Here is a 25,466-nt window from a genome sequence, read left to right as displayed (position 1 = left end):
AATAAATTTGGAATTCGCGCAGTCTGCTTTGGTATAGGGCATAAGACCCAAAAAACGAGGCGTGATCGGAGAGGCAGGTCACATGACAATACGTTCCTGGATCAGCGCAACCCTGCTGGGGTTGTCGCTTGTTATTAGTCCGGTTGGCGACGCCGCCTGGGCTGAAACTTTGCGCGTGGTGAAAAAGGGTACGGTGGAAACACTGGATGTCCCTATGAACCGCGCAATCGTCGTTGAAAGCGAGCAACCGTTTGCTGAACTCAGCATTGCCAACGCAGGCATTGCGGACATCTCGTCGTTGTCGGACCGGACCATTTATGTTCTGGGTAAGGCTCCGGGCTTAACGACACTGACCCTGTTTGACGGGGCCGGCAACCTGTTAGCCAACGTCCGCGTACGCGTTTCACCCGATGTTTCGGAGTTCAAGGAGCGTCTGCGTCAGATTCTGCCTGAAGAACCCATTGAAGTTCGCACCGCCAATGATGGCATCGTGCTGTCCGGTACGGTTTCCAGCTCGGCCAAACTGTCGCGTGCACTGGAGTTAGCCGAACGCTATGCGCCTGATCGCGTCTCGAACCTCATGTCAGTTGGTGGCGTTCAGCAGGTGATGTTGAAAGTGCGCTTTGCCGAGATGAATCGGTCCGTTGCCAAGAGCTTGACCGCTTCACTGGGTTTCGGCGGCAGTGATGTGACAGGTGGTTTCAACACTCTCAACAACCAGCTTTCACTTAATAATGCCCTCAACAACAACATACCTGCGATTCAAACAAACACAGGCGCGATCCTTTTCGGGTTTGGTGCCGGTTCAACTCAGGTTCGCTTGTTGCTGGAGGCGCTTGAAAGCAAGGGGCTGGCCCGCAGCTTGGCTGAACCGAACTTGTCAGCCTTATCTGGTCAGCAAGCAACATTTTTGGCCGGTGGCGAAGTTCCGATTCCAGTACCACAGGATGAAGGCGTCATAACCATTGAATACAAAGCGTTCGGTGTCGAGATCGATTTCATCCCTCGCGTCGTAGATGGAGACCTGATCAACCTTGAAATGGCAACAGCGGTTTCAAGCATTGATCAAAGCTCTGACTTCACGCTTAACGGTGACCCCGTTCCCAGCTTCATCACGCGCCGGGCAACTACGACGATTGAACTGCGTGACGGCGAAAGCTTTGCTATAGCGGGATTGATCCAGGATGATTTTGCAGACCTGAGCAACCAAGTTCCATGGCTGGGCGACGTTCCGGTTCTTGGGGCCCTGTTCCGCAGCGCCAACTACCAGCGTGAGCAAAGCGAACTCGTTGTTATCATTACTGCGCACCTGGTCTCGCCAACGCGCGGCGAAGCGCTGGCCCTTCCAACCGACCGGGTCAAGCCGCCCAGCGAATTTGATCTGTTCGTGAATGGGCAGGTCGCACGCACTCAGCGTGCCGGTTCCGGTGGAGCATCCGAAGTTGCCAAACAAGATTTCGGCAGCTCGTACGGCTACGTCCTAGATTGATCAGGAGGATAGGACCAATGCAAAAGTGGATCATCACATTGGGTCTTACGGTCGCAGTCGCCGCATGTACGCGCGAGGCCGGATACGAGATCGATGCTGGAACTTTCGGCAACGCAACGTTGAACAACATTCAGGTACAAAACGGTGAACTGACTTACGCTCAGATCCTCGGCCAACGCTTTGCGGCGGATGTACCAAGCCAGGTGAACTTTGCCTTTAACAGTTCACAGTTGGACGCGTCGGCACAGCGAATCCTGTTGCAGCAAGCAGACTGGATCAAACAGTTCCCTGAAGCGCGCTTCCGGGTATACGGCCATACCGACGCTGTGGGTTCGACCAGCTACAACAAAAGCCTCGGCTTGCGCCGTGCCCAGTCGGTTGTGGCCTTCCTTGAGCGCCAAGGAATCTCGCGTTCGCGACTTGAAGCAGTTGTGTCCTTTGGCAAATCGCAGCCTTTGATTGCCACACAGCAGCGCGACCGCCGGAACCGCCGGACTGTGACCGAGGTTTCAGGCTTTGTTGACGGCAACCGGCAGCTTCTGGACGGCAAATACGCAAATGTGATCTACCGGGAATATGTGGAAAGTGCGACATTCAAGAGCACGGTCCAAGAAGTGACCGCGTCAGAAGGCGATGATGGATAATACATCCGAAATGGGCGGCATCGTCGCCCATTTCCCTACAATTGGTTCTTTTGCGCCCAATTCTTGCCCAACTTCAAAGCAACATTGTGAACAATAGGGTGACCTGCGGCCAAATTTGACCGTATTGGGGCGACAGCACATCAATCTGGCGGATTTCGTTCATATGACATGCTGAGCCCTCACGACGAGGATAGTGTTTATGACCAGCGCGACGCCGCAAGATGACAATACAGCAATTTTGGCCTGCACCATCAGCCGGGATGTCCAAAATTTCGATCTTTTGATCGAAGACATGGAGGCCATTCTGGGTGAACGCTGGGGAGATCTGGGCTTTGCCGAGGCGCTGGCCTTTTTCAGCCAGCCAGAAGCTGAATCTCTTGAATTTGTGGCGTTGGCAATTGATGGAGAGGACGAAGACAACCTTTCTTTGATGGGTGAGATCATCACCCAGGCCAAAGAAAAGAAAATCAAAGTTGTCCTGATCGCTGAAGACGTCACACCAGCCTCACTGCATCAGCTATTGCGCAAAGGCGCAGACGAATTCGTCCCCTACCCTCTTCCGGAAGGCGAACTGCAAGAAGCGATCGAGCGCATGAAGCAGCCCGATCCTGTCGCAGTGGCTCAGGCCGCCGCCGTTCCTTTGACAAGCGGTGAGGCAAAGGAAGGGGCTTTGTTCGTTGTACAAGGGCTGGCTGGCGGTGTGGGTGCGACCACAATGGCCGTCAACCTGGCTTGGGAGTTGGCCTGTGCGTCGGAAAAAGATGCCCCTTCGGTCTGCCTGATCGATCTGGATCTTCAATACGGTACGGTTTCCACCTATCTGGACCTGCCGCGGCGCGAAACGGTTTTTGAAATGTTGTCAGATACCGAATCGATGGATAACGAGGTTTTCTCGCAAGCGCTTCAAACTTATGAAGAAAAGCTTCAGGTTCTGACGGCACCATCGGATATGGTGCCGCTGGATCTGATTACACCAGATGATATTCAGCGCGTTATCGACATGGCCCGCACACATTTCGACTATGTGATCGTCGATATGCCCAAGACGCTGGTTCTGTGGTCTGAAACGGTCTTGCAAGCGGCACATGTGTATTTCGCGATGATCGAATTGGACATGCGCTCTGCGCAGAACGCGCTGCGCCTGAAGCGCGCCTTACAGGCCGAGGAGTTGCCCTTCAATAAACTGCGTTTTGCTCTGAACCGAGCGCCCAAGTTTACTGATCTCAACGGAAAGAGCCGAGTAAAGCGTATGGGTGAAAGCCTTGGGATCTCGATCGACTTGCAATTGCCCGACGGGGGTAAGCCGGTCATGCAGAGCGGTGACCACGGTCTGCCACTGGCAAATTCGGCCGCCAAGAACCCGTTGCGCCGGGAAATCGCGAAACTGGCAAAATCGCTTCACAGCCTTGGTAGCGGCAGCGCCGAAGAAGCTGCGTAACATCTTTGCAAAGGGGTACCTGCCGTGTTTTCAAGATATAAGAAACCGTCCGCTGCACAGCCGGTAAAAGCGCCGGCACAAGCCACCGAACCGGCAGCGCCCGTTGCACAGGCCGCTGCCACAACGACAGCGGTTGCACGCAAACCCCAAAAAAAGAAGCCCGGCGAGGTCGTTGGATCCGATCGTGATCGCAAGCGAAAGGAACGACTGGGCGAAATCAAGATCGAGCTGCACAAGGAATTGTTGGAAAACCTGAACCTTGCGGCTTTGGAAAACGCGGGCGAAGCCGAATTGCGCGCAGAAATCAGCGCAATTGCCAGCGAGGTTCTGGAAACCAAGAACATCGTTCTGAACCGCGAAGACCGGTCTCAACTGAACAAAGAACTGTATGATGAGGTGACAGGTCTCGGCCCGCTTGAGACCCTGCTACAAGACGACACGGTCAACGATATTCTGGTCAACGGCCCGCAACAGATTTTTGTTGAACGCGCGGGTAAGCTGGAACTCAGCGACATCACGTTCAAGGATGAAAAACACCTGATGCGGATCATCGACAAGATCGTGTCCGCTGTGGGTCGTCGTGTTGATGAATCAAACCCTTATGTTGACGCCCGTCTGGCCGACGGCTCGCGTTTCAACGCCATGGTCCCGCCAATTGCGGTGGATGGATCGCTGGTCTCGATCCGTAAATTCAAAAAGGACAAGCTGGGCATTGACGATCTGGTCAATTTCGGCGCTTTCACGGAAGAAATGGCTGCCTACCTGCAGGCGGCGGTATCAACGCGCCTGAACATAATCGTTTCGGGCGGTACCGGTTCCGGTAAAACAACCACTTTGAACGCATTGTCCAGTTTTATCGACGATGCCGAGCGCATCCTGACCATCGAGGATACGGCGGAACTTCAGTTGCAGCAGACCCATGTGGGACGAATGGAAAGCCGCCCGCCCAACGTGGAAGGCAAAGGCGAAGTCAGCCCGCGCGACTGTTTGAAAAACGCCCTGCGTATGCGGCCTGATCGCATCATCGTGGGTGAGACGCGAGGCGCCGAAGTGATCGACATGTTGCAGGCCATGAACACCGGCCACGATGGGTCGATGACCACGATCCACGCCAACTCGGCGCGTGACGGTATTTCGCGACTAGAGAACATGATTGCCATGGCAGGGATCGAGATGCCGATCAAGGCGGTCCGCAGCCAGATCTCATCTGCTGTGAACCTGATTGTGCAGGCCAGCCGCTTACAGGACGGTTCACGCCGGATGACCTCGATCACCGAGATCACAGGGATGGAAGGCGATGTGATCTCGATGCAGGAAATTTTTCGTTTTCAACGCGTTGGACTAACACCCGACAACAAGATCATCGGTCATTTCACCGCAACCGGCGTGCGCAGCCACTATTCGGAACGCTTCCGTCTGTGGGGCTTTGATCTACCAGCGTCGATCTACGACCCAACCACGATGTAGGAGAAACACGCATGAATGTGCCTATGGAGGCGATTATCTATGTCGCCATCTTTGTGGGGGTTCTTGCCCTGGTCGAGGGCATCTATCTTGTCGCCTTCGGCAAATCCATCAGCCTGAACAGCCGGGTTAACCGCCGTCTGGACATGCTGGAAAAGGGTGCCGGGCGCGAACAGGTGCTTGAGCAGCTGCGCAAGGAAATGCAGCAGCATATGAAATCGCAGAGCATCCCTCTGTATTCACTGCTTGCTGACAAGGCTCAGAAGGCGGCGATTGCGTTTTCCCCGCGTCAGTTGATCATGATCATGGCTTTGGTGTCCGGCGTGGCGTTTGTCGGGCTCAGCATTGGCACTGCCACAGATACCGCACTGCGCGCCGTAATCTCTATCGCGATTGGCATCGGAGGCGTTTACGCATGGGTCAATCACAAGGCCAAGAAACGCATGGGTATGATTGAGGAACAACTGCCCGACGCGGTTGAATTGATGGTGCGTTCGCTGCGTGTGGGTAACCCGTTCGTGTCGACCATTCAGGTGGTTTCAAACGAAGTTCAGGATCCGCTGGGCACTGAATTTGGCGTCATTGCGGATGAATGTGCCTATGGCCGCGATGTCGGTGAGGCCTTGAAAGATATGGCCGAGCGGCTGGACATGCAGGACTTGCGTTTTTTGGCCGTCGCTGTGGGTATCCAACAGCAATCCGGTGGTAACCTCGCTGAAATTCTGGCCGGTCTGGCTCAGGTCATCCGGGCCCGATTCCGCCTGTTCCGCCGGGTAAAAGCCATCACCGCCGAAGCGCAGTGGTCAGGAAAGTTCCTGTCTGGCTTTCCGATTGCCTGTCTGGTTTTCATCCTGGTTAAAGACCCAGGCTATTATGACGAGGTGTTGGACCATCCCTGGTTCATCCCCGCCTGTTTCGTTGTCGCCATCATGCTGACACTGAACCTGATCGTCATGAAGATCATCACCAACATTAAGGTCTGAGGGCGCATCATGGAATTTCTGACCAGCATCAATGACCTTTTGACACAACACCTGGGTGAATTCGGACCGCTTATCGTTGTCGGCATTCTGGGTCTGATAATGATTCTTGTGGCCGTCTCGCTGATGATGAATCAGCCCGAAGACCCGCTGAAAAAACTGCAAAGATCAAACTCAGCCCCTAAAAAGCAAACAAAAGACAAAAAAGAACGGCTTCGCAACTCAAGCCGTAACGAGCAGCTTGAGAAATTTGCAACGTTCCTTGAGCCTAAGAACGAAGAAGAATATTCGGCGGTCGAACTGAAACTGCGGCAGGCCGGGTATCGGTCGAAAGACTCGGTTCGGTTCTTCCATTTCGCTCAGTTTTCGCTGGGTATTCTTGGGATTCTCGTCGGTGTCCTGTTGATCACCGTCTTTTCCGGTGGACAGGAATTCACCGGTCAGCAGATGATCATCCGGGTTTTTGTTCCGGGCGCGATCGGCTACTTCGCCCCCAAATACTGGATCTCACGTCGAGTGGAAGAGCGAAAAGAAGCCATTACCGCAGGATTTCCCGACACGCTTGACCTGATGCTAGTATGCGTCGAAGCCGGGCAATCCCTGGATCAGGCAATCGTCCGTGTGGCCAGCGAAATGAGTGCCTCCTACCCTGACATCGCGCAAGAATTTGAAATCGTCGCCTACGAAATGAAGGCCGGTAAGGACAAAGATACGGTTCTGCGCGACTTCGGTACGCGGTGCGGTGTGCAGGATGTGAATTCATTCGTGACCGTGATGATCCAATCGGCGTCATTTGGTACATCCATTGCCGAAGCTCTGCGGGTGTATGCCGGTGAGATGCGCGACAAACGCGTCATGCGCGCCGAAGAGGCCGCGAACAAGTTGCCGACAAAGATGACTCTTGTCACAATGGCGCTGACAGTGCCGCCATTGCTGATCATTCTGATCGGTCCGTCGGTAAGGGTCATTTCGAGTTTTGGACGCGCGGGCGGATAGAACCCTATGAAAGCTGAAAACAGGTGCTTCCCTTTCGGGTTTCGCCGAATACTTTGGGCCACCACAGTTTGCGCTGTGGTGGCTTCCTGCACGGAAGAGTCGTCGTCAAACGGTTTGGACGCGCCGGGGTTTGATCCCAAAGGTGAGGCTGAAGACAACATAACGGTCGGAAACAGATTGATGGCCGCTGGCGAATACGAGCTGGCATTAGAGTCGTTTTCCCGCGCCGCGCTGGATCAAGGTATGACCACACAGGTGCTGACGTCACTGGGAACAGCCAATCTTGGCTTAAGAAGGGTGGGCCAGGCTGAGACACTTTTGCGCCGCGCTGTTGAGAACGAGCCCGACTGGCCCGTCGCCTGGAACAATCTTGGTGTCCTTCTGATGGAAAAACAGGAATATCCCGAGGCCGCACAGGTGTTTCAGCGAGCGTTTGCATTGGACAATGGCGAAAGTGACGCAATCCGCGACAATCTGCGCTTAGCACTCGCAAAAATGGAAAATCCTGTTAATACTACTACTCAAGAACAAGAATACACACTGGAACAGCGTGGCGACGGGCAATTTACGCTCCGCAAGATCCAGTAATTGAGACAAGAGCAGTAAAGGACGCAAAAATGCGCCAGCAATTCTTGATTCCGACTGTCATTATCAGCGGTCTGATCCTTTCGGCCTGTGCAAAGGAAACCGAAGAGGAAAAAGTCGAACGCACGTTTCAAGAAGTGAACGTGATTGACGAAACAAACTTGAACGATGTGCTTCTGAACGCGGCTGACCCAAACGAAGCTGTTACCTATTTTCAGGGTGCCGCGCTAAAAAATCCCGACCGGATCGACCTTCAACGCGGATTGGCCATTTCTCTGGGACGTGCCAAGCGCACGACTGAAGCCGCAGCCGCGTGGAAGCGCGTGACGACAATGAAGGGCACGAACGCCGCGGACAGGGTCGAGTACGCGGATGCATTGGTCAGGAGCGGCGACTGGACAAAGGCCAAATCAGTTCTGGATACAGTTCCCCCAACCTTTGAGACCTTCAAGCGGTATCGACTTGAAGCAGTGGTCGCGGATTCGCGCAAAGAATGGAAGCGTGCTGACCACTTTTATGAAACCGCAGTCGGCCTGACCACCCGGCCCGGCAGCGTCATGAACAACTGGGGATATTCGAAACTGACCCGCGGTGAATATGCCGAAGCTGAGCGCCTGTTCACTGACGCCATCCGTCAGGATAGCTCATTGTTCACCGCCAAGAACAATCTGGTATTGGCCCGTTCGGCACAGGGCAACTATAGCCTACCAGTCGTTCCGATGACCCAGATCGAGCGGGCGCGGCTGCTGAACACAATGGCAATTTCAGCTGTTAAACAAGGCGACGTCACAACCGCAAAGAACCTGTTCCGCGAAGCAATCGCTACCCATCCACAGCATTTCGACGAAGCGGTCCGCTCGCTTCGTGCGCTTGAAGGGGCCTGATACATGCACATTCCAGCAGCCGCTGCGGCCTGGTTTCTGCCGTTTGTGCTGCCGATCTGTTTTTATGTCGCCTTCACCGATATGCGTGACATGCGGATCAAGAACCATGCCGTTTACGCGCTGACGCTGGTCTTTGTTGTAATCGGCCTGTTCGCAATACCACCCTGGTCGACAGACTGGCTAAGCGGCAATCTGGGTCCTTTGTCGGTGTCGTTGCCGATTTATGCATGGCAACTGCTCCATATCGTGGTGATCTTGCTTCTGGGTATCATCCTGAACGCTGCAGGGGTCATGGGTGCGGGCGACGCCAAGTTCATGGCTGCGGCATCTGCTTTTATCTGGTTGGGTGATCTCAGGGTGATGATGCTGATCCTTATGGCCTGTATTCTGGCCGCTGTTGTGACACACCGGCTTGCTAAACATACACCGCTGCGGGCCATTGCGCCGCATTGGGAAAGCTGGGATCGCGGCAAACAGTTTCCAATGGGCCTTGCTCTGGCTGGTTCCCTGGCCATGTACTTGATTTTGGGTACTGTTCTCGGATCGTAAACTATCATCAGCACGCCTTGTCATTGCCTTTGTCCCGCCACAAAGCTGGGTCATTTTTCCTCCAAACCGCCCTCATTCGGGTATTTGGCGTGACACTTTGACAAACGAGCAACGCGCATGAATATGCAGACTTCCGCAGTTATGGCCCCCCCTGCCCCAAAAGGCCTGGGCGAAATGAAACTTCCGCTGGTGATGATGCGGGATATTCTGCTGAAAACCGTCTTCCGCAAAAATGCCAGCACCGTTTCCGAAATCGCAGCGGCCATTTGTCTGCCCGGTTCGGTAACGCAGGAACTAGTGGACATCGCACGCGATCAGAAACTGCTGGAGGCGACCGGGACCCTGAATGCTAACAGCGGCAACGAGATGGGCTATCAGCTGACCGATGCAGGCAAGGCCCGCGCCTTGGACGCGCTGAGCCAGTCAGAATACTTCGGTGCCATGCCCGTGCCGCTGGACGTTTACCGCGAGCAGGTTAAACGCCAGTCAATCCGCAACATTCAGGTCACACGAGAACAACTGGTTGGCGCAATGGGCCATCTGGTGCTGCCCGACAGCCTGCTGGATCATCTGGGCCCCGCGGTCAGCGCCGGTCGTTCAATCCTGATGTATGGCCCTCCGGGCAACGGTAAATCCTCAATTTCGAACGGTATCCGCGACGCGCTTGGGGACAATGTCTATGTGCCTTACGCCATCGAATATGCCGGTCAGGTGATCACCGTCTATGACCCGATCGTACACACTGCGATCGAGCAAGAGCCTGACGACCCCAACAGCCTGCGTCGCCGCAAACGGTTTGATTCGCGCTATGTCCAATGTGAACGACCTACGGTTGTGACCGGTGGTGAACTGTCACTGAGCATGCTGGATCTGGTCTACAACCCGACCGCGCGGACCTATCAGGCCCCATTGCAGCTGAAATCGACTGGCGGCATCTTTATCGTGGACGACCTTGGCCGTCAGGCCGAACCGCCGCAGGCGCTGGTCAACCGTTGGATTGTTCCGTTGGAAGAGAACAAGGATATCCTGGGCCTGCAATCGGGTGAGAAATTCGAAGTGCCGTTTGACACGTTGGTCATCTTCTCGACCAACTTCCACCCGAATGAGATCTTCGACCAAGCGGCCCTGCGCCGGATCTTCTTCAAAATCAAAATCGACGGTCCGAACCAGGAAAACTTCCTGAAAATCTTTGCCATGGTGGCCCGCAAACGCGGCATGCCACTGGATGAGGCGGCACTGGTGCATCTGCTGAAGGTTAAATACCCGACCATCAACAACATCTACGCCAATTATCAGCCGATCTTCCTGATCGATCAGATGATCTCGATCTGCGAATTTGAGGGCATCCCCTATCAGATGAGCCCCGATCTGATCGACCGCGCCTGGGCCAACATGTTCGTAAAAGACGAGAAAATCGTCAAATAACGCTGTGCCAATTCCTCTGCCGCGCGGGTAATCTGTGTTCATGACGCAGATTCCCGCTCGGATTGGTACATGGTTTTCCACCAAAGGCTGGTCCATCCACCCGCATCAGCATGAGATGTTCGACCGGGCGCAAGACCCCGCAACCTTGCTGATCGCGCCCACAGGCGGCGGCAAGACCATGGCCGGGTTTCTGCCCACACTGGCTGAACTGGCCGACGGTGCCCATACCGGGTTGCACACGATCTATGTTTCACCGCTCAAGGCGCTGGCGGCCGATATCAAACGAAACCTGCGCACCCCGGTGGACGAGATCGATCTGCCCATCCGGATCGAAGATCGCACCGGAGACACATCGGCCACACAAAAGAGACGTCAACGCGCCGATCCGCCCCATATCCTGCTAACCACACCCGAAAGCCTGGCACTGCTGACCTCTTACGAAGATGCGCCACGTATGTTCGATGGTGTGCAACGGATCATCGTCGATGAAATCCACGCGCTGGCAGAAAGCAAGCGCGGAGACCAGTTGATGCTGGCGCTGGCACGACTGCAACGCCTCAACCCTGCTCTGCGTCGCGTCGGCTTGTCAGCCACCGTTGAAGACCCCGCAGCAATCGCCCGCTTTCTGGCCCGCCACCCTGACCCCTGCCAGATCGTACAGGCAGATCCGGGGCCGGACCCGGATATCCAAATGCTGGAAACAACCGAGATGCCGCCCTGGTCCGGTGGTGGCGCAGCCTATGCGATTCCGGCGGTGCTGGATCAAATCCGGCAGCATAAAACCACACTGATCTTTCATAACACGCGCGCTCAGGCCGAAATCTTCTTTCACAACCTGTGGCTTGCCAATGAAGACGGCCTGCCCATCGGCATTCATCACGGCAGCCTTGACCGGCAACAACGCGAGAGGGTTGAGGCTGCGATGGTCCGTGGGGATCTGCGCGCCATCGTTTGCACTGGTTCTTTGGATCTGGGCATCGACTGGGGCGATGTGGATCTGGTGATCCAGATCGGTGCACCCAAGAATGTCAAACGTCTTGTTCAACGGATCGGGAGGGCCAATCACCGTTATAACGCGCCCTCAAAGGCGCTGCTGGTGCCTGCCAACCGGTTTGAAGTGGTCGAATGCGTCGCTGCGCTGGAGGCGGTAAAAGCCCATGATCTGGATGGCGAACCCCGCGGCCCTGGCCCCCGCGATGTCTTGTGCCAGCATATTCTGATTGCCGCCTGCGCCGGACCGTTTGAGGCCGGTGATCTGTACAAGGAAATGACGGCTGCGGGGCCTTACGCGCACCTGAACCGTGCCGAGTTTGACGCCTGTCTCGATTTCTGCGCCACCGGTGGTTACGCCTTGAAGGCATATGATCGCTGGCAACGGCTGCAACAACGTGCTGACGGGAAATGGCAGCTGCGTGATCCCCGCGCAGCGTCGCGCATTCGCATGAATTTGGGCACAATTCAGGACACAGACACACTCAAAGTGCGTCTTAAACGTAGCCGAGGGGGCAAACCGTTGGGAGAGGTTGAGGAAGCCTTTGCCGCCTCTCTGACACCTGGCGACACTTTTTTGATAGGTGGACAAATTGTCCGATATGAAGGCCTGCGCGAAATGGTGGTCGAGGTCAGCCGTCGTGCTGATCGCAAACCCAAGATCGCGACCTTCTCGGGTACGAAATTTGCAACCTCCACCCAGCTCAGCGACCGCATTCTGCGCATGTTTGCCCAAGAAGATTGGCCGCAACTGCCCTCTCATACCGAGGAATGGCTGGCCTTGCAGCGGCAGATCTCGCGCCTGCCTCAGCGCGACCGCCTGCTGATCGAAAGCTTTCCAAGCGACGGGCGGGAACATCTATGTGTTTATGGTTTCGCCGGCCGCAACGCGCAGCAAACACTCGGCCTGCTGCTGACGAAACGGATGGAAGATACTGGCCTGGCCCCGATGGGCTTTGTTGCAACGGATTACGCCACGCTGATCTGGGGGCTGGATGCAGTTACAGATCCTACCCCACTGTTTCAACGCGACGCGTTGCGCGACGGGTTGGACACTTGGCTCGCTGGCAATGCCGTGATGAAACGCACCTTTCGCGCCTCTGCCACCATAGCGGGCCTGATCGAACGCAACACGGGTGGCCAACGCAAAAGCGGGCGGCAGGCAACGTTTTCGTCGGACATTCTCTATGACACTCTGTGGAAATACGACCCGGATCACCTGTTGATGCAGATCACCCGTGAAGAAGCAATGCGCGGGTTGGTCGATTTTGGCCGGATTGAAGCCATGCTGGAGCGGATAGGCGACCGTATGGATCTGCTGCGGCTGGATCGCATATCGCCACTGTCAGCCCCACTTTTCCTTGAGGTCGGAAAAGTGCCCGTGAAAGGCGCTGCAGAGGAACGCCTGCTGGCGGAAGAAAGCGAGCGTTTATTGCAGTCAGCCGGGCTTGATCAGCTTTGATCCCCTTGCGTCGGGCAACGAAACACGCCAAGAACGTATCATGAACGTGTGCGAATTTTCCTTTGCAGGTCAGCGCCTCGGCGCTCTGCCTTCGGGTGCTCTGTGGTGGCCCGAACGGAAAATGCTGTGTGTCTCGGACCTGCATTTGGGCAAATCCGAACGATTGGCGCGGCGCAACGGGCTTGCATTGCCCCCTTATGACACCCGCGAGACACTGGATCGATTGGCGGATGATTTGGAGCGCACCAACGCGGAAACTGTTCTATGCTTGGGTGACAGCTTTGACGACCTTGAAGCCGCCCAAGCGCTGCCTTCAGCCGAAAGACTTCGGATCGCAGCATTGCAAGCTGGGCGCAAATGGATATGGATCGAAGGAAACCATGATCCCGGCCCAATTGAGCTAGGTGGAACTCACCTGTTCGAATGGCGCAACGGCCCGCTTGTCTTTCGCCATATCGCAGAGGACCAGGCGCAAGGAGAAGTTTCCGGCCATTACCACCCAAAAGCGCGGATCAGGGTAAGAGGGCGGCACATTTCGCGACCCGCTTTTCTATTGGATCAAAAACGCCTGATCCTACCGGCTTACGGTACCTTCACAGGCGGGCTGCGCAGTTCGGATCAAGTTCTGGCAGACCTCATGGATCAAAGCGCCATGGCTATTCTAACCGGCCCGCACCCGCAGATGATGCCGATGCCGCGCTAACGTCAGATCAAACCGTCCTGTTCCAACATCGGTTTGTACTTTCGGCTGACTGGCACCAGATCGCCGTTGACCAGCTTTAAGAACGTTTTGCCATTTGTCTTTTTAACACCGGCGATAGAAGCATCCGTCACCCAATGTGAGCGATGCAAGCAATGGCCGGGAACCGGTTCCATCTCGGCAATGGCGTCCGTGAAACGCGACCGGAGCGTGAAAACTCCTTCCGAAGTCACAACATCCACATTGTGATCCCTTACGGTCAGGCGATAAATCTGACCATTGAAACCAGCAGGTAAGCGTTTGGCAAGACGCGGCTTTTCAATGTCTGGCGACAACGCCACTGCAGCTTGCAAGTCGTTGCGTTGCACAAAAACCAGCCCTGCCACCAACAACAACCCATAAACAGCAACTGTTTGCGCACCTGGTGCCATATGACCACCGATAGTGAACAAAATCCACGCCAGCAACCAAAGCGACGGTGTGAAAAAAGACAGGATCAGACCGGCGTAAGCTAGATCCCGGGCTGGAATGTTCAAAAGCAATGGGCTGTTGAGCATCAGCTTTCGCACTAAACCGGTCACTGAAAGTGCCAAGACCATGACGCCGACCCAAAACAGAAGGCGCAAACCAAAGCTGAGTTCGGCAACCAGAAATGGTGGGAACGCATAGGCAAGCAAAGGAAGAAAAACGACGCCCGCTGACACTCTTTGCGGGGTGCAAGCTTTTCGAATTGAATTTAACTTAGACGACATACTGCTTTTGTGCGTGCATAGCCCGAGCGCGATAGGCACAAGGGAAAATAAACCTGTAAACAACTGGAAATACAGGCTTATCAAGATAATTCAAGCTGGGAAACCCACTCATGAGTACGTCGCTCATGTTGTCTTGGGTGTAGTCCTGGCGTGTCACGCAGTCAGGTTAGGCGACGGGCCGTCTGTAGCGGCCCGACCCAAGTTGGTTTAGGCTGTCAGACCTTCCGGTTCTGGCAATCCGTTGGACCGGCAGCAGGCGGTCAGCGTGTTGGCCAGCAAACACGCGATAGTCATCGGGCCTACGCCGCCCGGAACCGGAGTGATTGCGCCCGCACGTTCAGCCGCGCTGGCGTAGTCTACGTCGCCAACCAGCTTGTTCTTGCCGTCACGCTCGATCCGGTTGATGCCTACGTCGATCACGGTGGCACCTTCCTTGATCCAGTCGCCCGGCACCATCTCAGGACGGCCAACAGCGGCGACAACAATGTCTGCGCGACGCACGACGTCAGGCAGGTCTTTGGTGCGCGAATGCGCAATCGTTACGGTGCAGCTGTCGCCCAGCAACAGCTGTGCCATAGGTTTGCCAACGATGTTTGAACGGCCAATCACAACCGCATCCATGCCCGACAGCGAGCCGTGATAGTCGCGCAGCATCATCAGGCACCCAAGCGGCGTGCAGGGCACCATCGATTTCTGCCCGGTGCCCAGCAGGCCCACGTTCGAGATGTGAAAACCATCGACATCCTTGGCAGGATCAATCGAGTTGATCACAAGATCTTCGTTCAAGTGCTTTGGCAGAGGCAGCTGAACCAGAATGCCATGGACGGCGGGATCGTTGTTCAGCTTATCGATCAGAGCCAGCAGGTCCTCTTCCGAGGTGTCGACGTCCAGCTTGTGTTCATACGAGTTCATGCCGACCTCGACGGTCTGCTTGCCCTTCGAGCGGACATAAACCTGGCTGGCGGGGTCTTCGCCTACCAGAACCACGGCAAGGCCGGGGGTGATGCCGTTTTCTTCTTTCAGCTTGGCAACCTGATCGGCCACTTGCGCGCGCACTTTTGCCGCGAATGCCTTACCGTCGATAACCTGCGCTACCATCCTTTGATCCCTTCTTTCAAAAAACGGATCGGGCGCAAGATGCGCCCGGTCAGTCAGTCAGAGCCGAGCACACGCTCTTCGCGGGCAATCGACCAATCTATCAAAATACGCCAGAGTTCTTCAGCAAGCTCAGGGTCCATACCCAGTTCATCGGAACTCTTGCGCACGCGCTGCACCACCTCTTCAACACGATCCGGGATTCGGGCGGGCAGCCCCTCGCCGGGTTTCAGCTGGGACGCACGGTCGATGTAACTGGCACGGTTCACCAGCATTTCGATCAGTTGGCGGTCCAGCCTGTCGATCTGAACCCGCAATTCCTGCATAGTGTCACAGTCTTGCGGCGGTGTCAGAGTGGGCATCGCGGTCTCCTCATGGCCCGGGGAAATCCCCGGACCACGAGATGGTTCAAAAAACGGCTTAGAACAAGCCCTCGATCTCACCTGCGTCGTTAAGGCAGATGGTTTCTGCAGCCGGTTTGCGGGGCAGACCAGGCATGGTCATGATCTCACCGCAGACAACTACGATAAAACCGGCACCTGCGGACAGGCGAACCTCACGCACCGGAACCGAGTGGCCGGTGGGCGCGCCGCGCAGGGTCGGATCGGTCGAGAACGAGTACTGAGTTTTCGCCATGCAGACCGGCAGGTTGCCATAGCCCGCGTCTTCCCACTCGCGCAGTTGGTTGCGGATCTTGTTGTCGGCCAGAACCTCGTCAGCGCGGTAGATGCGCTTGGCGATGGTTTCGATCTTTTCGAACAGCGGCATTTCGTCGGGGTAGATCGGCGCGAAGTTTGCGGTGCCACCTTCAACGATTTCGACCACTTTCTCGGCCAGCGGAGCCGAGCCTTCCGAGCCCAGTTCCCAGTGACGCGACAGAACTGCTTCGACACCGTGATCGGCGCAGTAGTTCTTGACGGCCTCGACTTCGGCATCGGTGTCGGTGACGAAGTGGTTGATGGCGACAACAACCGGCACACCGAACGATTTCACGTTCTCGATGTGGCGGCCCAGGTTGGCGCAGCCCGACTTAACAGCGTCAACGTTTTCAGCACCCAGATCAGCCTTGGCCACGCCACCGTTCATCTTCATCGCGCGTACAGTGGCAACCAGTACAACAGCCGACGGGGCGATGCCCGCTTTACGGCATTTGATGTTCATGAACTTTTCGGCGCCAAGGTCCGCACCAAAGCCAGCCTCGGTCACAACATAGTCAGCGACTTTCAGCGCGGTCTTGGTCGCGATGACCGAGTTACAGCCGTGCGCGATGTTCGCGAACGGGCCACCGTGAACAAAGGCCGGGTTGTTTTCCAGCGTTTGCACCAGGTTCGGCTGCATGGCGTCCTTCAGCAGAACGGTCATTGCGCCTTCGGCCTTGATGTCGCGGCAATAAACCGGGGTTTTATCGCGGCGGTAAGCAACGATGATGTCGCCCAGACGCTTTTCAAGGTCTTTCAGGTCGTTGGCCAGGCACAGGATCGCCATGACTTCGGATGCCACGGTGATGTCAAAGCCTGCTTCGCGCGGGAAGCCGTTCGAAACACCTCCCAAGCTGGCGGTGATCTGACGCAGGGCACGGTCGTTCATGTCGACCACACGACGCCATGCAACACGGCGCGTGTCGATTTCGGCTTCATTGCCCCAGTAAATGTGGTTGTCGATCATCGCCGACAGCAGCGAGTGCGCCGAGGTGATGGCGTGGAAGTCGCCGGTGAAGTGCAGGTTCATCTCTTCCATCGGAACAACCTGCGCGTAACCGCCACCTGCAGCACCGCCCTTCATGCCGAAGTTCGGGCCCAGCGAGGCTTCGCGGATACAGATCATCGCATTCTTGCCGATGCGGTTCAGGCCGTCACCCAGACCAACGGTGGTGGTGGTCTTGCCTTCGCCTGCCGGGGTCGGGTTAATCGCGGTCACCAAAATCAGCTTGCCGTCTTCGCGGTCCTGAACCGAGTTGATGAAGTCCTGACTGACTTTAGCTTTGTCATGGCCGTAAGGCAGCAGATCCGCTGAGTCGATGCCGATCTTGGCACCGATTTCCTGAATCGGCTTTTTGTTCGCTTCACGAGCGATTTCGATATCGGATTTGTAGCTCATTGGCCGGGGTCCCTAATTGAATGCCGTGCAATACCGACGCGATACGTCGGCGCTGCGCATTCCATACCCTTGTGTACAATCTCAATAGCCATGGATTCCGACATTCTGGTGTCGCGAAGCGTCGTAAGGTCATTTCATCGGTTTCTAATCGGAAACCTGACGCGTTTAAGGAGCCCAGGCGGGCTGGTCCGGAACAAACAACGTCAGATGATCCCCAAGCTGAATACGCCCCGGGCGTTCGACCCATCCGGTTATGCCGCGACGCCCCACCGCTGCCGGTTTGAACGCGGCACCATACCCGGGCTGATCCGCCTCGACCTCGCGCCCCGGTAACACGCAGGGAGCGTTTTCCATGTCGACGGTGATTGTTGCACCTAACGCGGCCTGCAAGCGTGATGATGGCGGAATGTGCGAGAAATCGGGAATGCCTTTCAGGACAATTGATGCGCCAAGATATGCGGGGTCTAGCGCCTCCAAACCCATACCCTGCGCGATCTGGTCAAGCTCTTCCACTGACAGAACCGACAACTGACGTAGATTGCGTATTTCTGTCCCTGTGGGATAGAGGTTCTTGACCCGCACACAGGATGCCCGATTGAGCCCTTCGTGCCGTTCCCCAGCCACACCATCAAATGCCAGGTCCAACTCTTGCACGGCTGTCGCACGAAGCGACTTCCCAGCAGGAACATGGCCCAACCAAACCACTTCGCCTACATATTCAGTTTCACGCAAAAACGGCATAATGGCATCCCTTTTCCGCTGGAGTTCGAAAGGCATATTGCCCAGCAAACGTCAGATGAAAAGAGAAAAGACCCGAGCGTTCGCCCGGGTCTTTGTGATTTATGCGGTAGGTTCTGGCTCCATCCCACCCTCAGGAGGGGATTTCTTGGCCTTCGTCTTGGGAATGGCCGTAACGCTGGGTGCGCTGCCCTGATCCGGGCTGTCCCCTTCGTCATCGCCTTCGGTCGGCGATTCACCATTCATGACACGCTTGATCTCGTCCCCGGTCAGGGTCTCGTATTCCAGCAGGCCTTGGGCCAAACGCTCCCATTCTTCGTTCTTGTCGGTCAGAATCTTGTGAGCGCGCTCATAGCCTTGCTGGATCAGGCGCTTTACCTCTTCCTCGATCAGCTCTTTGGTATGCGCCGACACTGAGAAACCAGCAGTGTTGCCTGAATATCCCTCATGCGCCTCGGCATAATCGATATTGCCGACTTTATCGGACATACCCCAGCGCATCACCATGGCGCGGGCCAACTGGCTGGCCTGCATGATGTCACCGGCGGGGCCGTTCGAGACGTGGTCTTCACCGTATTTGATCACTTCGGCCGCTTTGCCCGCCATGGTCATCGCCAGCTTCTGCTCACACTCGTCCCGGTGATAGTTCAGCTGATCCATTTCGGGCAGGCTGACAACCATGCCAAGCGCACCGCCACGCGGGATGATCGTCGCCTTATAGACCGGATCACACAGCGGCAGGGTCATGCCAACGACGGCGTGGCCCGATTCGTGATAAGCGGTCTTTTCTTTCTGATCCTGAGTCAGCACCATCGACCGGCGCTCGGCCCCCATCATCACCTTGTCCTTGGCGTTCTCAAAATCTTCCATGGTGACAAAGCGACGACCCACACGCGCTGCCATCAGCGCAGCCTCGTTCACAAGGTTCGCCAGATCAGCGCCCGAGAAACCCGGAGTACCACGCGCGATGATGCGCAGATCGACATCGGGGCCCAAAGGTGTCTTGCGGGCGTGCACGCCCAGAATCTTCTCGCGGCCTTTGATGTCGGGGTTGCCAACTGTCACGTTGCGGTCAAACCGGCCCGGACGCAGCAGCGCAGGGTCCAGAACATCCTTACGGTTGGTCGCCGCCAGTATGATCACGCCTTCGTTGGCCTCGAACCCGTCCATCTCAACCAGCAGCTGGTTGAGCGTCTGTTCGCGTTCATCATTACCACCACCGTAGCCGGCACCACGGTGACGGCCCACGGCATCGATCTCGTCGATAAACACGATGCAAGGCGCGTTCTTCTTGGCCTGTTCGAACATGTCGCGCACGCGGGATGCACCAACACCCACGAACATCTCAACGAAGTCCGAACCGGAAATGGTGAAGAACGGTACACCTGCCTCACCTGCAATCGCACGGGCCAGCAGTGTTTTACCGGTACCCGGAGGGCCAACCAAAAGCGCGCCTTTTGGAATTTTTCCACCAAGCCGCGAAAACTTCTGCGGGTTGCGCAGGAATTCCACGATCTCTTCCAGCTCTTCCTTGGCCTCATCAATGCCAGCAACATCATCGAAGGTCACACGGCCATGCTTTTCGGTCAGCATCTTGGCCTTGGACTTGCCAAAGCCCATCGCACCGCCTTTGCCGCCGCCCTGCATCCGGTTCATGAAGTAAACCCAAACGCCGATCAGCAGCAGGAAAGGCAGAAGCGTGATCAGGAAGGACTGGAACCCAGACTGCTGTTGCTTGACCGCTTGAACCGGGATGTTCTCATCGATCAGCAGCTTGGTGACCTCGGCGTCGCCTGGTTTGATCGTGACATAGGTCGCGCCGTTTTCAGTGGTATAGCGAATCTGCTCTCCATCCAGCGTCACGTTTTTGACTTCACCGCTTTGGACGGCACCGACAAAGTCGGAATATGTTCTCTCATTGCTCTGAAGCGTTCCACCCGGTCCACTGAACAGATTGAACAGTGCCAGAATAAGCAGGAACAGAACGACCCAAAACGCGATATTGCGAGCGTTGCCCAAGGAAAATCTCCCAAAAGTTTCGGCAGGTGAGGAACTGCCAAGTTGTCTCTTAAAATAGAGAGGATTGTCCTATGTTCAATGCGATAAAAAAGATGCGTGAAATGCAGGCCAATCCGAGACCGGTTCCGCACGCCATCCATTGGCAAATCCCGCAAGCGGAGCCGCAACAACCGTTTCGCCCGCCCAAACCGCAGGGGTTGCAGTCAAAGCAAGCCTGGGACGCCCTGTGTTTTGCCAATTTACGACCTGGTGCAGCCCTTTTTCGCCCAGCGCTCGAATTTCCGCGCCTTCCGTTTCTGGGCCGGTCAGCACCCATTTGCTGTCCCAGGCGGTGCCAGATGCGGCAATTTGGCCCTCTACGGACTTAAATTCCCTGCAAATCCAAACACTCGCGCCTTTCGGCACCAGCAGACACCCGGCAATTGACCCGGCTTGACCGCAGGCAATAGCATCCATTGCCTGCTCTACAGTCGCCTGACGCGGGGGATAGCCCTGCCCGGCAATCCATTCGAGAATTCCCAGCAGAACACGCCTTTGAATCTCTTTCGGCAGTGCAGCAAACCCAGCCCGGTCCACCCTCACATCGCTTTGATCGACCCGTGTCACTTTCCGCGCGGATTCCTGCGCAAAAACACCCAAAGCCTCATGCGCCTGCGCCAGATTATTTGCTACGCGTGACAAAGACAGTGCATCGATTCCCAAGGGTTCAAGACCGTGAAGAGCTTCACGAGCCTTGATCCGGTCAAATTGCGCGTCCTGATTCGATGGGTCCTCGACCCAACTCGCCTCGATTTCTGTTAGGTAAGTGCGCAGCCTGTCTCGGGTGATACCCAGCATTGGTCGCAACAACGTCACCCCATCCCGTTGCCGCATGGGCGACATACCTGACAGGCCTGTGACGCCAGAGGACCGCCCCAGTCGCATGAGCAAAGTTTCGGCCTGATCGTCTGCGGTATGCCCCAAAGCGATTGCACCAATACCATTGTCCTTTGCCCAATTGGTCATCAGGTTGTATCGCGCCTGACGCGCTTGATCTTGCAGGTTGCCCACACCGTCCCAGCCCGACCATCGCAGAGTGTCGTGCTGCAAGCCCAGGGTCGCAGCCTGACGGGCAACGGCCTCGGCCTCCTGCGCCGCCTCGGGGCGCAACCCGTGGTCGACTGTGACAGCATAGAGTGTGATCGCTTCTGTTTGGGCGACAGTGTGCAACAGATGCATCAGGGCGACGGAATCTCCGCCACCTGATACAGCAACCCCCAGCTTGCGGGGCAGATTGTCCGGCAACCTTTTGCGAAGATCGGAAATCAGGCTGTTTGGCTGAGTGCTCAAGAACACCCCAGCGCAGTCATCTCTTGCGTGGCGTTTGCCAGCGCAGGCGCAGAGGGGAATCGCACCCCGACCTCATTCAGTGTGATGCAAGCCTGATCGGTTTGTCCCAATCGGCCCAGCGCTGCGCCCAGCTCGTACAGGGCTTCGGGGGCAAAGGCACCTTCGGAATCGCCGGTGAAGCTGGCCAAAAAGGCGCGAGCCGCTTCGCGAGTGTCACCCAGTCCCTCAAGGGCGTGACCCCGTTTCAGGTTCGCTTCAGGGGCCAGTGGGCTGCCGGGATAGTTTGCCTCGAACTGCGCGAACATGGTGGCGGCCGTTTGGAAATCACCATCGACCAAAGCTTGCGACGCCGTATCGAAATCCGCGCGTTCGCCCACGGCAAGCTCGGTTTGATCCGTTGCTGGTGGCGTTGCAACGCTTACGGGGCCCGTGTCAGACGCCGTATCACCGCCCAATGTCGAGGTTTCCTCAAGCGCCGACAGGTCTCCGCCTTCAAGTTCGACCAACCGAAACTCCAGATCGCCAATGCGGTTCGTGCCATCGGTGACTATGTTCTGGACCCGTTGGTTCAATTGCTCGGTCTGGCGCGTCAGGCGCTGCAACTCAGCCTCGATCGCGTCAACACGCTCAAGCACCGAACTGCCGGACAGGTTGGGCGCAGGCGATCCTGTGGTGGAAAACTCGCGCTTCAGGCGCTGTATCTCGACATGCAGCACCGTCAGCTCCTGACGAATATCCGCCAGGGTCTGCTGATCCTGTGCCTTCGCCACACCCGCCGTCGCCACGACGGCCGCCAAAACCCATCCTGCAATACGCATCATCTTACCCCAGAGTTGACCCTGTCAGCACCGTCACCGCACGGCGGTTCTTGGCGTAGCAGTCCTCGGTGCTGCAAATCTCGATCGGGCGTTCCTTGCCGTAGCTGACTGTTTTAAGACGGTTACCCGCCACCCCGCGGGAAATCAGATACTCGCGCGCGGCATTTGCGCGCTTTGCGCCCAAACCAAGGTTGTACTCCCGCGTACCCTGTTCATCCGCGTGACCTTCTATCGTGGCGACAAAATCGGGGTTAGCCAACAACCACTCTGCCTGCCCCTGCAGAACGGTTTGTGCCTGCGGTGTAAGGGTCGACTGATCAACAGCGAAAAGGACACGGTCGCCAACTGTTTGCTGGAAATACGCCGGCGAACGTGGGTCGCTTGGCGAACCCGGCACTATAGCGCCAGTGCCACCTGCGCCACCGCCCCCCAAAGCGGAAGGGTCGTTATTTGAACAGGCGGCAATCACACTCAGCGCGCCCAGCGCCAGAACTTTGCTCAATACGTTCATTTCAAGTGCCTCGTGTTTTGTTTATTGCCGCCTGTCTACCACAGGCGCGATTCGTTGTGAACTTTGCTGCGATCAATTCTGCAACGGGCCCCATGACGGGTCGCTGCCACCATCCGGAGTGCGCACCGGGCGCAGATTTCGGCCCGATATATCCACTGAATATAGCGAGGCCCGACCGCTTGCCCCCTGCGTTTCGCGGGTGAACATGATAACGCGTCCATTGGGCGACCAGGTGGGACCTTCATCCAGGAACGAAGCAGTCAGCAACCGTTCTTCCGACCCGTCCGTGCGCATGACGCCAATGTGGAACCGGCCTTTGTTTTGCTTGGTAAAGGCGATTAAATCGCCGCGCGGCGACCAAACCGGGGTGCCATAACGCCCCGCGCCAAAGCTGATCCGCGTTGCCTCACCCCCATTTGCAGGCATCACATAAAGCTGCGGTGTGCCCGACCGGTCGCTTTCAAAAACGATGCGGCTGCCATCCGGAGAATAGCTGGGCGCTGTTTCAATCGCGGGCGTGTTGGTCAGGCGTGTACTTTGACCCGAGGCCAGATCCATCTTCCACAAATCCGTGTTACCGCCCTGAATCAGCGAATACACAATGGACCGACCATCGGGCGAGAAACGGGGCGAGAAGCTCATGGTGCCGTCCTGAGTCTTGAGTTCTTGCCGTTTCACGCGCCCCACATCCAGAACATAGATGCGCGGGCTGCCGCTTTCGTAGCTGGTATACAGCAACCGGTCGCCCGTGGGCGAAAAGCGCGGCGCCAAAACGATGGCGGAACTGTCGGTCAGGTATTGTACATTTGCGCCGTCGTAATCCATGATCGCCAACCGCTTGAGGCGTTGATCCTTGGGTCCGCTTTCCGACACAAAGGCCACGCGGCTGTCGAAATACCCTCCTTCACCTGTGATCCGGCTATAGACCTGATCGGCAACCTTGTGCGCCATGCGGCGCCAGCCCTCGGTTGTACCTGCCAGTTGCAGGCCGGTGCCCAGTTCCTGACCCGAGAACACATCCCAGACACGGAACCGGACCGTCAATCGTTTCCCCGAAACATTGACTGCCCCAGTAACCAACGCATCAGCATTAATCGCTTTCCAGTCAGCGAACTGAACCGGCGCTTCAAAACTGCTAACCCGACTGATGAACGCATTCGACGAGATTTCGCGAAACAGACCTGTTCCGGTCAGATCCGCTGCCACCACGCGCGAAATATCCTGCGCATATTGCGCGGCCGAAGGGCCATCGGGCACGAAATTGGGAACCGCAAAGGGCAAGGGCTCGATTATGCCTTGGTCCAATTCCAGCCGCAGGGGGCCGTTTTGTGCGTAAACCGGCGCGGACATCAATGTCAGGCCGACAAAGAGGCTGGTCAGAAGTTTCATCATTTGATCCGCATCCTCTCGGGATTGAATGTAATCTCAACATCCTGCCACTGAGCGTATTTGTCAGCAGGCAAGTCATATCCTTTGGCTCCACAGCGCAAAATCGCGCGTCGCGCGGCCTGGTATGCCTGATTGGCGGCACCGGCAGACCCGCCAGAGCTGTCCAGCATCCGAATACTGCCGCCTACAACTGTACCATCACGGTTCAGTGAAAACGCAACCACGACCACCGTTTTCAGCGCATCCGTAGACAGTGAACCTACGTTCCAACACCTGGATACAGCCAGTCGCATTGCATCTTTCTCACCGCTGGTGAGCGGCGGGCCCGAGGGCTCGGTGCCAGCACCCAGAGCTTCAGCCAAGGCATCGTTTATCGCAGTCTCGTCTGTCTGCGTTTCGGGTTCCGGGGTCGTCTCGGGCGTTTCAGCAACTTCCGGTTCCGGCGGCGGGCTGGGCCGATTGGGGCGTGTGCGCGGGCGGGGTGAACTGAGCAGGGGTTCCTTGGTTTCTTCCGCCTCGGTCACAATCTCTGGCGCGGCCTCTTCCGGGGCGGTTTGATCTTGCTGTTCCTGCTGCACCTCAGCGCCCTCATCCAAGGACACCGGAGGCGTTTCAAACTCATCCGGCGTTGCCTCGGGCGGTGGCGGCGCAATCGCCTCGGGCGCAACGCGATCGGCAGGGCGCGGCTGCGCTTCTGGTTCGGGCTGCACGGGCTGTGCAACGGTTTCAACCTCAGGCTCGGCCAATGAAGGCGGCTCCTCCGGAAGCTCGGGCTCGGGCGGGGCTTCAACGATAACGGGCGCGGGTTCAGGGTCGGGTTCAGCAGGCGCCACGGGTTCGGGGCGCGGCTGTTGCTCAACCACCGGTTCCGGCGGGCTGGTTTCCGCCTGCTCAGGGTCGGGCGGTTGTTGCAAAGCGGCAGGCACTTCGGAGACGTCGGGCGCGTCGCGCTGCGCGGTCATAGCCGCGAATTGTTCAGCGGTGATCACGGAAACATCCTGGACAGCCATCGGCAACGGCTCGGACCGAAAGGTGCCGCCAAAAAGTGCGACGCCAATCAGGCTGACATGCGCAATCGCCGAAATCTTGGTGCCGGTATCCACCGTGCGACC

Annotated in this window: 23 protein-coding genes; 12 read left to right on the top strand and 11 right to left on the bottom strand. The window is 56.7% G+C overall.

Annotated features, from left to right (window positions below; all coding sequences use genetic code 11):
* The first annotated feature begins 82 nt into the window (after window positions 1–82).
* From GS630_RS10445 to pdeM, 12 genes are all read left to right on the top strand, one after another.
* Window positions 83–1,489, top strand: coding sequence for a type II and III secretion system protein family protein (locus tag GS630_RS10445; protein ID WP_171177908.1), 1,407 nt, complete (start codon window positions 83–85; stop codon window positions 1,487–1,489).
* A gap of 17 nt (window positions 1,490–1,506) precedes the next feature.
* On the top strand, window positions 1,507–2,133 hold the full coding sequence (locus tag GS630_RS10440) for an OmpA family protein (protein ID WP_171238144.1): 627 nt from the start codon (window positions 1,507–1,509) through the stop codon (window positions 2,131–2,133).
* 199 nt (window positions 2,134–2,332) lie between these two features.
* Entirely contained in the window at window positions 2,333–3,571 is a 1,239-nt protein-coding gene (locus GS630_RS10435) for an AAA family ATPase (RefSeq protein WP_171238143.1), read from the top strand.
* 24 nt (window positions 3,572–3,595) lie between these two features.
* Window positions 3,596–5,038, top strand: a complete 1,443-nt coding sequence (locus GS630_RS10430; protein WP_171235300.1) for a CpaF family protein — start codon at window positions 3,596–3,598, stop codon at window positions 5,036–5,038.
* Window positions 5,039–5,049: 11 nt separating this feature from the next.
* The gene (locus tag GS630_RS10425) at window positions 5,050–6,018 is read left to right on the top strand and encodes a type II secretion system F family protein (RefSeq protein ID WP_171177923.1); all 969 of its coding nucleotides are present in this window, start codon (window positions 5,050–5,052) and stop codon (window positions 6,016–6,018) included.
* Between the two features lie 9 nt (window positions 6,019–6,027).
* On the top strand, window positions 6,028–7,011 hold the full coding sequence (locus GS630_RS10420; RefSeq protein WP_171177924.1) for a type II secretion system F family protein: 984 nt from the start codon (window positions 6,028–6,030) through the stop codon (window positions 7,009–7,011).
* Window positions 7,012–7,191: 180 nt separating this feature from the next.
* Window positions 7,192–7,599 carry a tetratricopeptide repeat protein gene (locus GS630_RS10415; protein WP_371809073.1) on the top strand — a complete coding sequence of 136 codons (408 nt, stop codon included), beginning with the start codon at window positions 7,192–7,194 and terminating at the stop codon, window positions 7,597–7,599.
* A gap of 29 nt (window positions 7,600–7,628) precedes the next feature.
* Window positions 7,629–8,480: a lipopolysaccharide assembly protein LapB gene (locus GS630_RS10410; protein WP_171177928.1), complete on the top strand. Its 852-nt coding sequence runs from the start codon at window positions 7,629–7,631 to the stop codon at window positions 8,478–8,480.
* 3 nt (window positions 8,481–8,483) lie between these two features.
* A complete protein-coding gene (locus GS630_RS10405; RefSeq protein ID WP_171619629.1) occupies window positions 8,484–9,029 on the top strand; it encodes a prepilin peptidase in 546 nt (181 codons plus the stop codon).
* Window positions 9,030–9,146: 117 nt separating this feature from the next.
* Window positions 9,147–10,454, top strand: a complete 1,308-nt coding sequence (locus GS630_RS10400) for an ATPase (protein WP_171235303.1) — start codon at window positions 9,147–9,149, stop codon at window positions 10,452–10,454.
* A 40-nt stretch (window positions 10,455–10,494) separates the two neighbouring features.
* Complete coding sequence (locus tag GS630_RS10395) at window positions 10,495–12,906, top strand: ligase-associated DNA damage response DEXH box helicase (protein ID WP_171619627.1); 2,412 nt, start codon at window positions 10,495–10,497, stop codon at window positions 12,904–12,906.
* A 40-nt stretch (window positions 12,907–12,946) separates the two neighbouring features.
* The gene (gene pdeM, locus GS630_RS10390) at window positions 12,947–13,609 is read left to right on the top strand and encodes a ligase-associated DNA damage response endonuclease PdeM (RefSeq protein ID WP_171238138.1); all 663 of its coding nucleotides are present in this window, start codon (window positions 12,947–12,949) and stop codon (window positions 13,607–13,609) included.
* 2 nt (window positions 13,610–13,611) lie between these two features.
* On the opposite strand, the gene GS630_RS10385 is transcribed toward pdeM, so the two are convergent.
* The 11 genes from GS630_RS10385 to GS630_RS10335 form a co-directional block, all read right to left on the bottom strand.
* Entirely contained in the window at window positions 13,612–14,205 is a 594-nt protein-coding gene (locus GS630_RS10385) for a LytTR family DNA-binding domain-containing protein (RefSeq protein ID WP_253285869.1), read from the bottom strand.
* A gap of 360 nt (window positions 14,206–14,565) precedes the next feature.
* Entirely contained in the window at window positions 14,566–15,456 is an 891-nt protein-coding gene (gene folD / locus GS630_RS10380) for a bifunctional methylenetetrahydrofolate dehydrogenase/methenyltetrahydrofolate cyclohydrolase FolD (protein WP_170426710.1), read from the bottom strand.
* Between the two features lie 53 nt (window positions 15,457–15,509).
* Window positions 15,510–15,815 carry a chorismate mutase gene (locus GS630_RS10375; RefSeq protein ID WP_171177942.1) on the bottom strand — a complete coding sequence of 102 codons (306 nt, stop codon included), beginning with the start codon at window positions 15,813–15,815 and terminating at the stop codon, window positions 15,510–15,512.
* A 58-nt stretch (window positions 15,816–15,873) separates the two neighbouring features.
* Window positions 15,874–17,550 carry a formate--tetrahydrofolate ligase gene (locus tag GS630_RS10370; RefSeq protein WP_171238135.1) on the bottom strand — a complete coding sequence of 559 codons (1,677 nt, stop codon included), beginning with the start codon at window positions 17,548–17,550 and terminating at the stop codon, window positions 15,874–15,876.
* Window positions 17,551–17,715: 165 nt separating this feature from the next.
* On the bottom strand, window positions 17,716–18,291 hold the full coding sequence (locus tag GS630_RS10365; RefSeq protein ID WP_171619623.1) for an MOSC domain-containing protein: 576 nt from the start codon (window positions 18,289–18,291) through the stop codon (window positions 17,716–17,718).
* A 99-nt stretch (window positions 18,292–18,390) separates the two neighbouring features.
* Window positions 18,391–20,307 carry an ATP-dependent zinc metalloprotease FtsH gene (ftsH, locus tag GS630_RS10360; RefSeq protein ID WP_171177949.1) on the bottom strand — a complete coding sequence of 639 codons (1,917 nt, stop codon included), beginning with the start codon at window positions 20,305–20,307 and terminating at the stop codon, window positions 18,391–18,393.
* Window positions 20,308–20,382: 75 nt separating this feature from the next.
* Window positions 20,383–21,642: a tRNA lysidine(34) synthetase TilS gene (tilS, locus tag GS630_RS10355; RefSeq protein WP_348540069.1), complete on the bottom strand. Its 1,260-nt coding sequence runs from the start codon at window positions 21,640–21,642 to the stop codon at window positions 20,383–20,385.
* Window positions 21,633–22,454: a tol-pal system protein YbgF gene (ybgF, locus tag GS630_RS10350; protein ID WP_171178101.1), complete on the bottom strand. Its 822-nt coding sequence runs from the start codon at window positions 22,452–22,454 to the stop codon at window positions 21,633–21,635. The genes tilS and ybgF overlap by 10 nt, the downstream gene beginning before the upstream one ends.
* 4 nt (window positions 22,455–22,458) lie before the next feature.
* Window positions 22,459–22,965, bottom strand: coding sequence for a peptidoglycan-associated lipoprotein Pal (pal, locus tag GS630_RS10345; RefSeq protein ID WP_171177962.1), 507 nt, complete (start codon window positions 22,963–22,965; stop codon window positions 22,459–22,461).
* A gap of 72 nt (window positions 22,966–23,037) precedes the next feature.
* Window positions 23,038–24,357 carry a Tol-Pal system beta propeller repeat protein TolB gene (gene tolB / locus GS630_RS10340; protein ID WP_171619619.1) on the bottom strand — a complete coding sequence of 440 codons (1,320 nt, stop codon included), beginning with the start codon at window positions 24,355–24,357 and terminating at the stop codon, window positions 23,038–23,040.
* Entirely contained in the window at window positions 24,354–25,457 is a 1,104-nt protein-coding gene (locus GS630_RS10335) for an energy transducer TonB (RefSeq protein ID WP_171177967.1), read from the bottom strand. The genes tolB and GS630_RS10335 overlap by 4 nt, the downstream gene beginning before the upstream one ends.
* Window positions 25,458–25,466 lie beyond the last annotated feature (9 nt).

Source organism: Ruegeria sp. HKCCD7303 (assembly GCF_013111185.1).
In the GTDB taxonomy this organism is placed as follows: domain Bacteria; phylum Pseudomonadota; class Alphaproteobacteria; order Rhodobacterales; family Rhodobacteraceae; genus Ruegeria.
This window is presented reverse-complemented; position numbering and strand designations above follow the sequence as displayed.

What these genes read in the sequence shown, in the direction of transcription:
- GS630_RS10420 (WP_171177924.1), top strand. Translation starts at nt 6,028, where the DNA reads ATGGAATTTCTGACCAGCATCAATGACCTTTTGACACAACACCTGGGT.
- GS630_RS10435 (WP_171238143.1), top strand. Translation starts at nt 2,333, where the DNA reads ATGACCAGCGCGACGCCGCAAGATGACAATACAGCAATTTTGGCCTGC.
- GS630_RS10425 (WP_171177923.1), top strand. Translation starts at nt 5,050, where the DNA reads ATGAATGTGCCTATGGAGGCGATTATCTATGTCGCCATCTTTGTGGGG.
- GS630_RS10415 (WP_371809073.1), top strand. Translation starts at nt 7,192, where the DNA reads ATGGCCGCTGGCGAATACGAGCTGGCATTAGAGTCGTTTTCCCGCGCC.
- tolB (WP_171619619.1), bottom strand. Translation starts at nt 24,357, where the DNA reads ATGATGAAACTTCTGACCAGCCTCTTTGTCGGCCTGACATTGATGTCC.
- GS630_RS10395 (WP_171619627.1), top strand. Translation starts at nt 10,495, where the DNA reads ATGACGCAGATTCCCGCTCGGATTGGTACATGGTTTTCCACCAAAGGC.
- pdeM (WP_171238138.1), top strand. Translation starts at nt 12,947, where the DNA reads ATGAACGTGTGCGAATTTTCCTTTGCAGGTCAGCGCCTCGGCGCTCTG.
- GS630_RS10410 (WP_171177928.1), top strand. Translation starts at nt 7,629, where the DNA reads ATGCGCCAGCAATTCTTGATTCCGACTGTCATTATCAGCGGTCTGATC.
- pal (WP_171177962.1), bottom strand. Translation starts at nt 22,965, where the DNA reads ATGAACGTATTGAGCAAAGTTCTGGCGCTGGGCGCGCTGAGTGTGATT.
- GS630_RS10365 (WP_171619623.1), bottom strand. Translation starts at nt 18,291, where the DNA reads ATGCCGTTTTTGCGTGAAACTGAATATGTAGGCGAAGTGGTTTGGTTG.
- folD (WP_170426710.1), bottom strand. Translation starts at nt 15,456, where the DNA reads ATGGTAGCGCAGGTTATCGACGGTAAGGCATTCGCGGCAAAAGTGCGC.
- GS630_RS10375 (WP_171177942.1), bottom strand. Translation starts at nt 15,815, where the DNA reads ATGCCCACTCTGACACCGCCGCAAGACTGTGACACTATGCAGGAATTG.
- GS630_RS10370 (WP_171238135.1), bottom strand. Translation starts at nt 17,550, where the DNA reads ATGAGCTACAAATCCGATATCGAAATCGCTCGTGAAGCGAACAAAAAG.
- GS630_RS10445 (WP_171177908.1), top strand. Translation starts at nt 83, where the DNA reads ATGACAATACGTTCCTGGATCAGCGCAACCCTGCTGGGGTTGTCGCTT.
- ybgF (WP_171178101.1), bottom strand. Translation starts at nt 22,454, where the DNA reads ATGCGTATTGCAGGATGGGTTTTGGCGGCCGTCGTGGCGACGGCGGGT.
- GS630_RS10400 (WP_171235303.1), top strand. Translation starts at nt 9,147, where the DNA reads ATGAATATGCAGACTTCCGCAGTTATGGCCCCCCCTGCCCCAAAAGGC.
- GS630_RS10385 (WP_253285869.1), bottom strand. Translation starts at nt 14,205, where the DNA reads ATGGTCTTGGCACTTTCAGTGACCGGTTTAGTGCGAAAGCTGATGCTC.
- GS630_RS10405 (WP_171619629.1), top strand. Translation starts at nt 8,484, where the DNA reads ATGCACATTCCAGCAGCCGCTGCGGCCTGGTTTCTGCCGTTTGTGCTG.
- GS630_RS10440 (WP_171238144.1), top strand. Translation starts at nt 1,507, where the DNA reads ATGCAAAAGTGGATCATCACATTGGGTCTTACGGTCGCAGTCGCCGCA.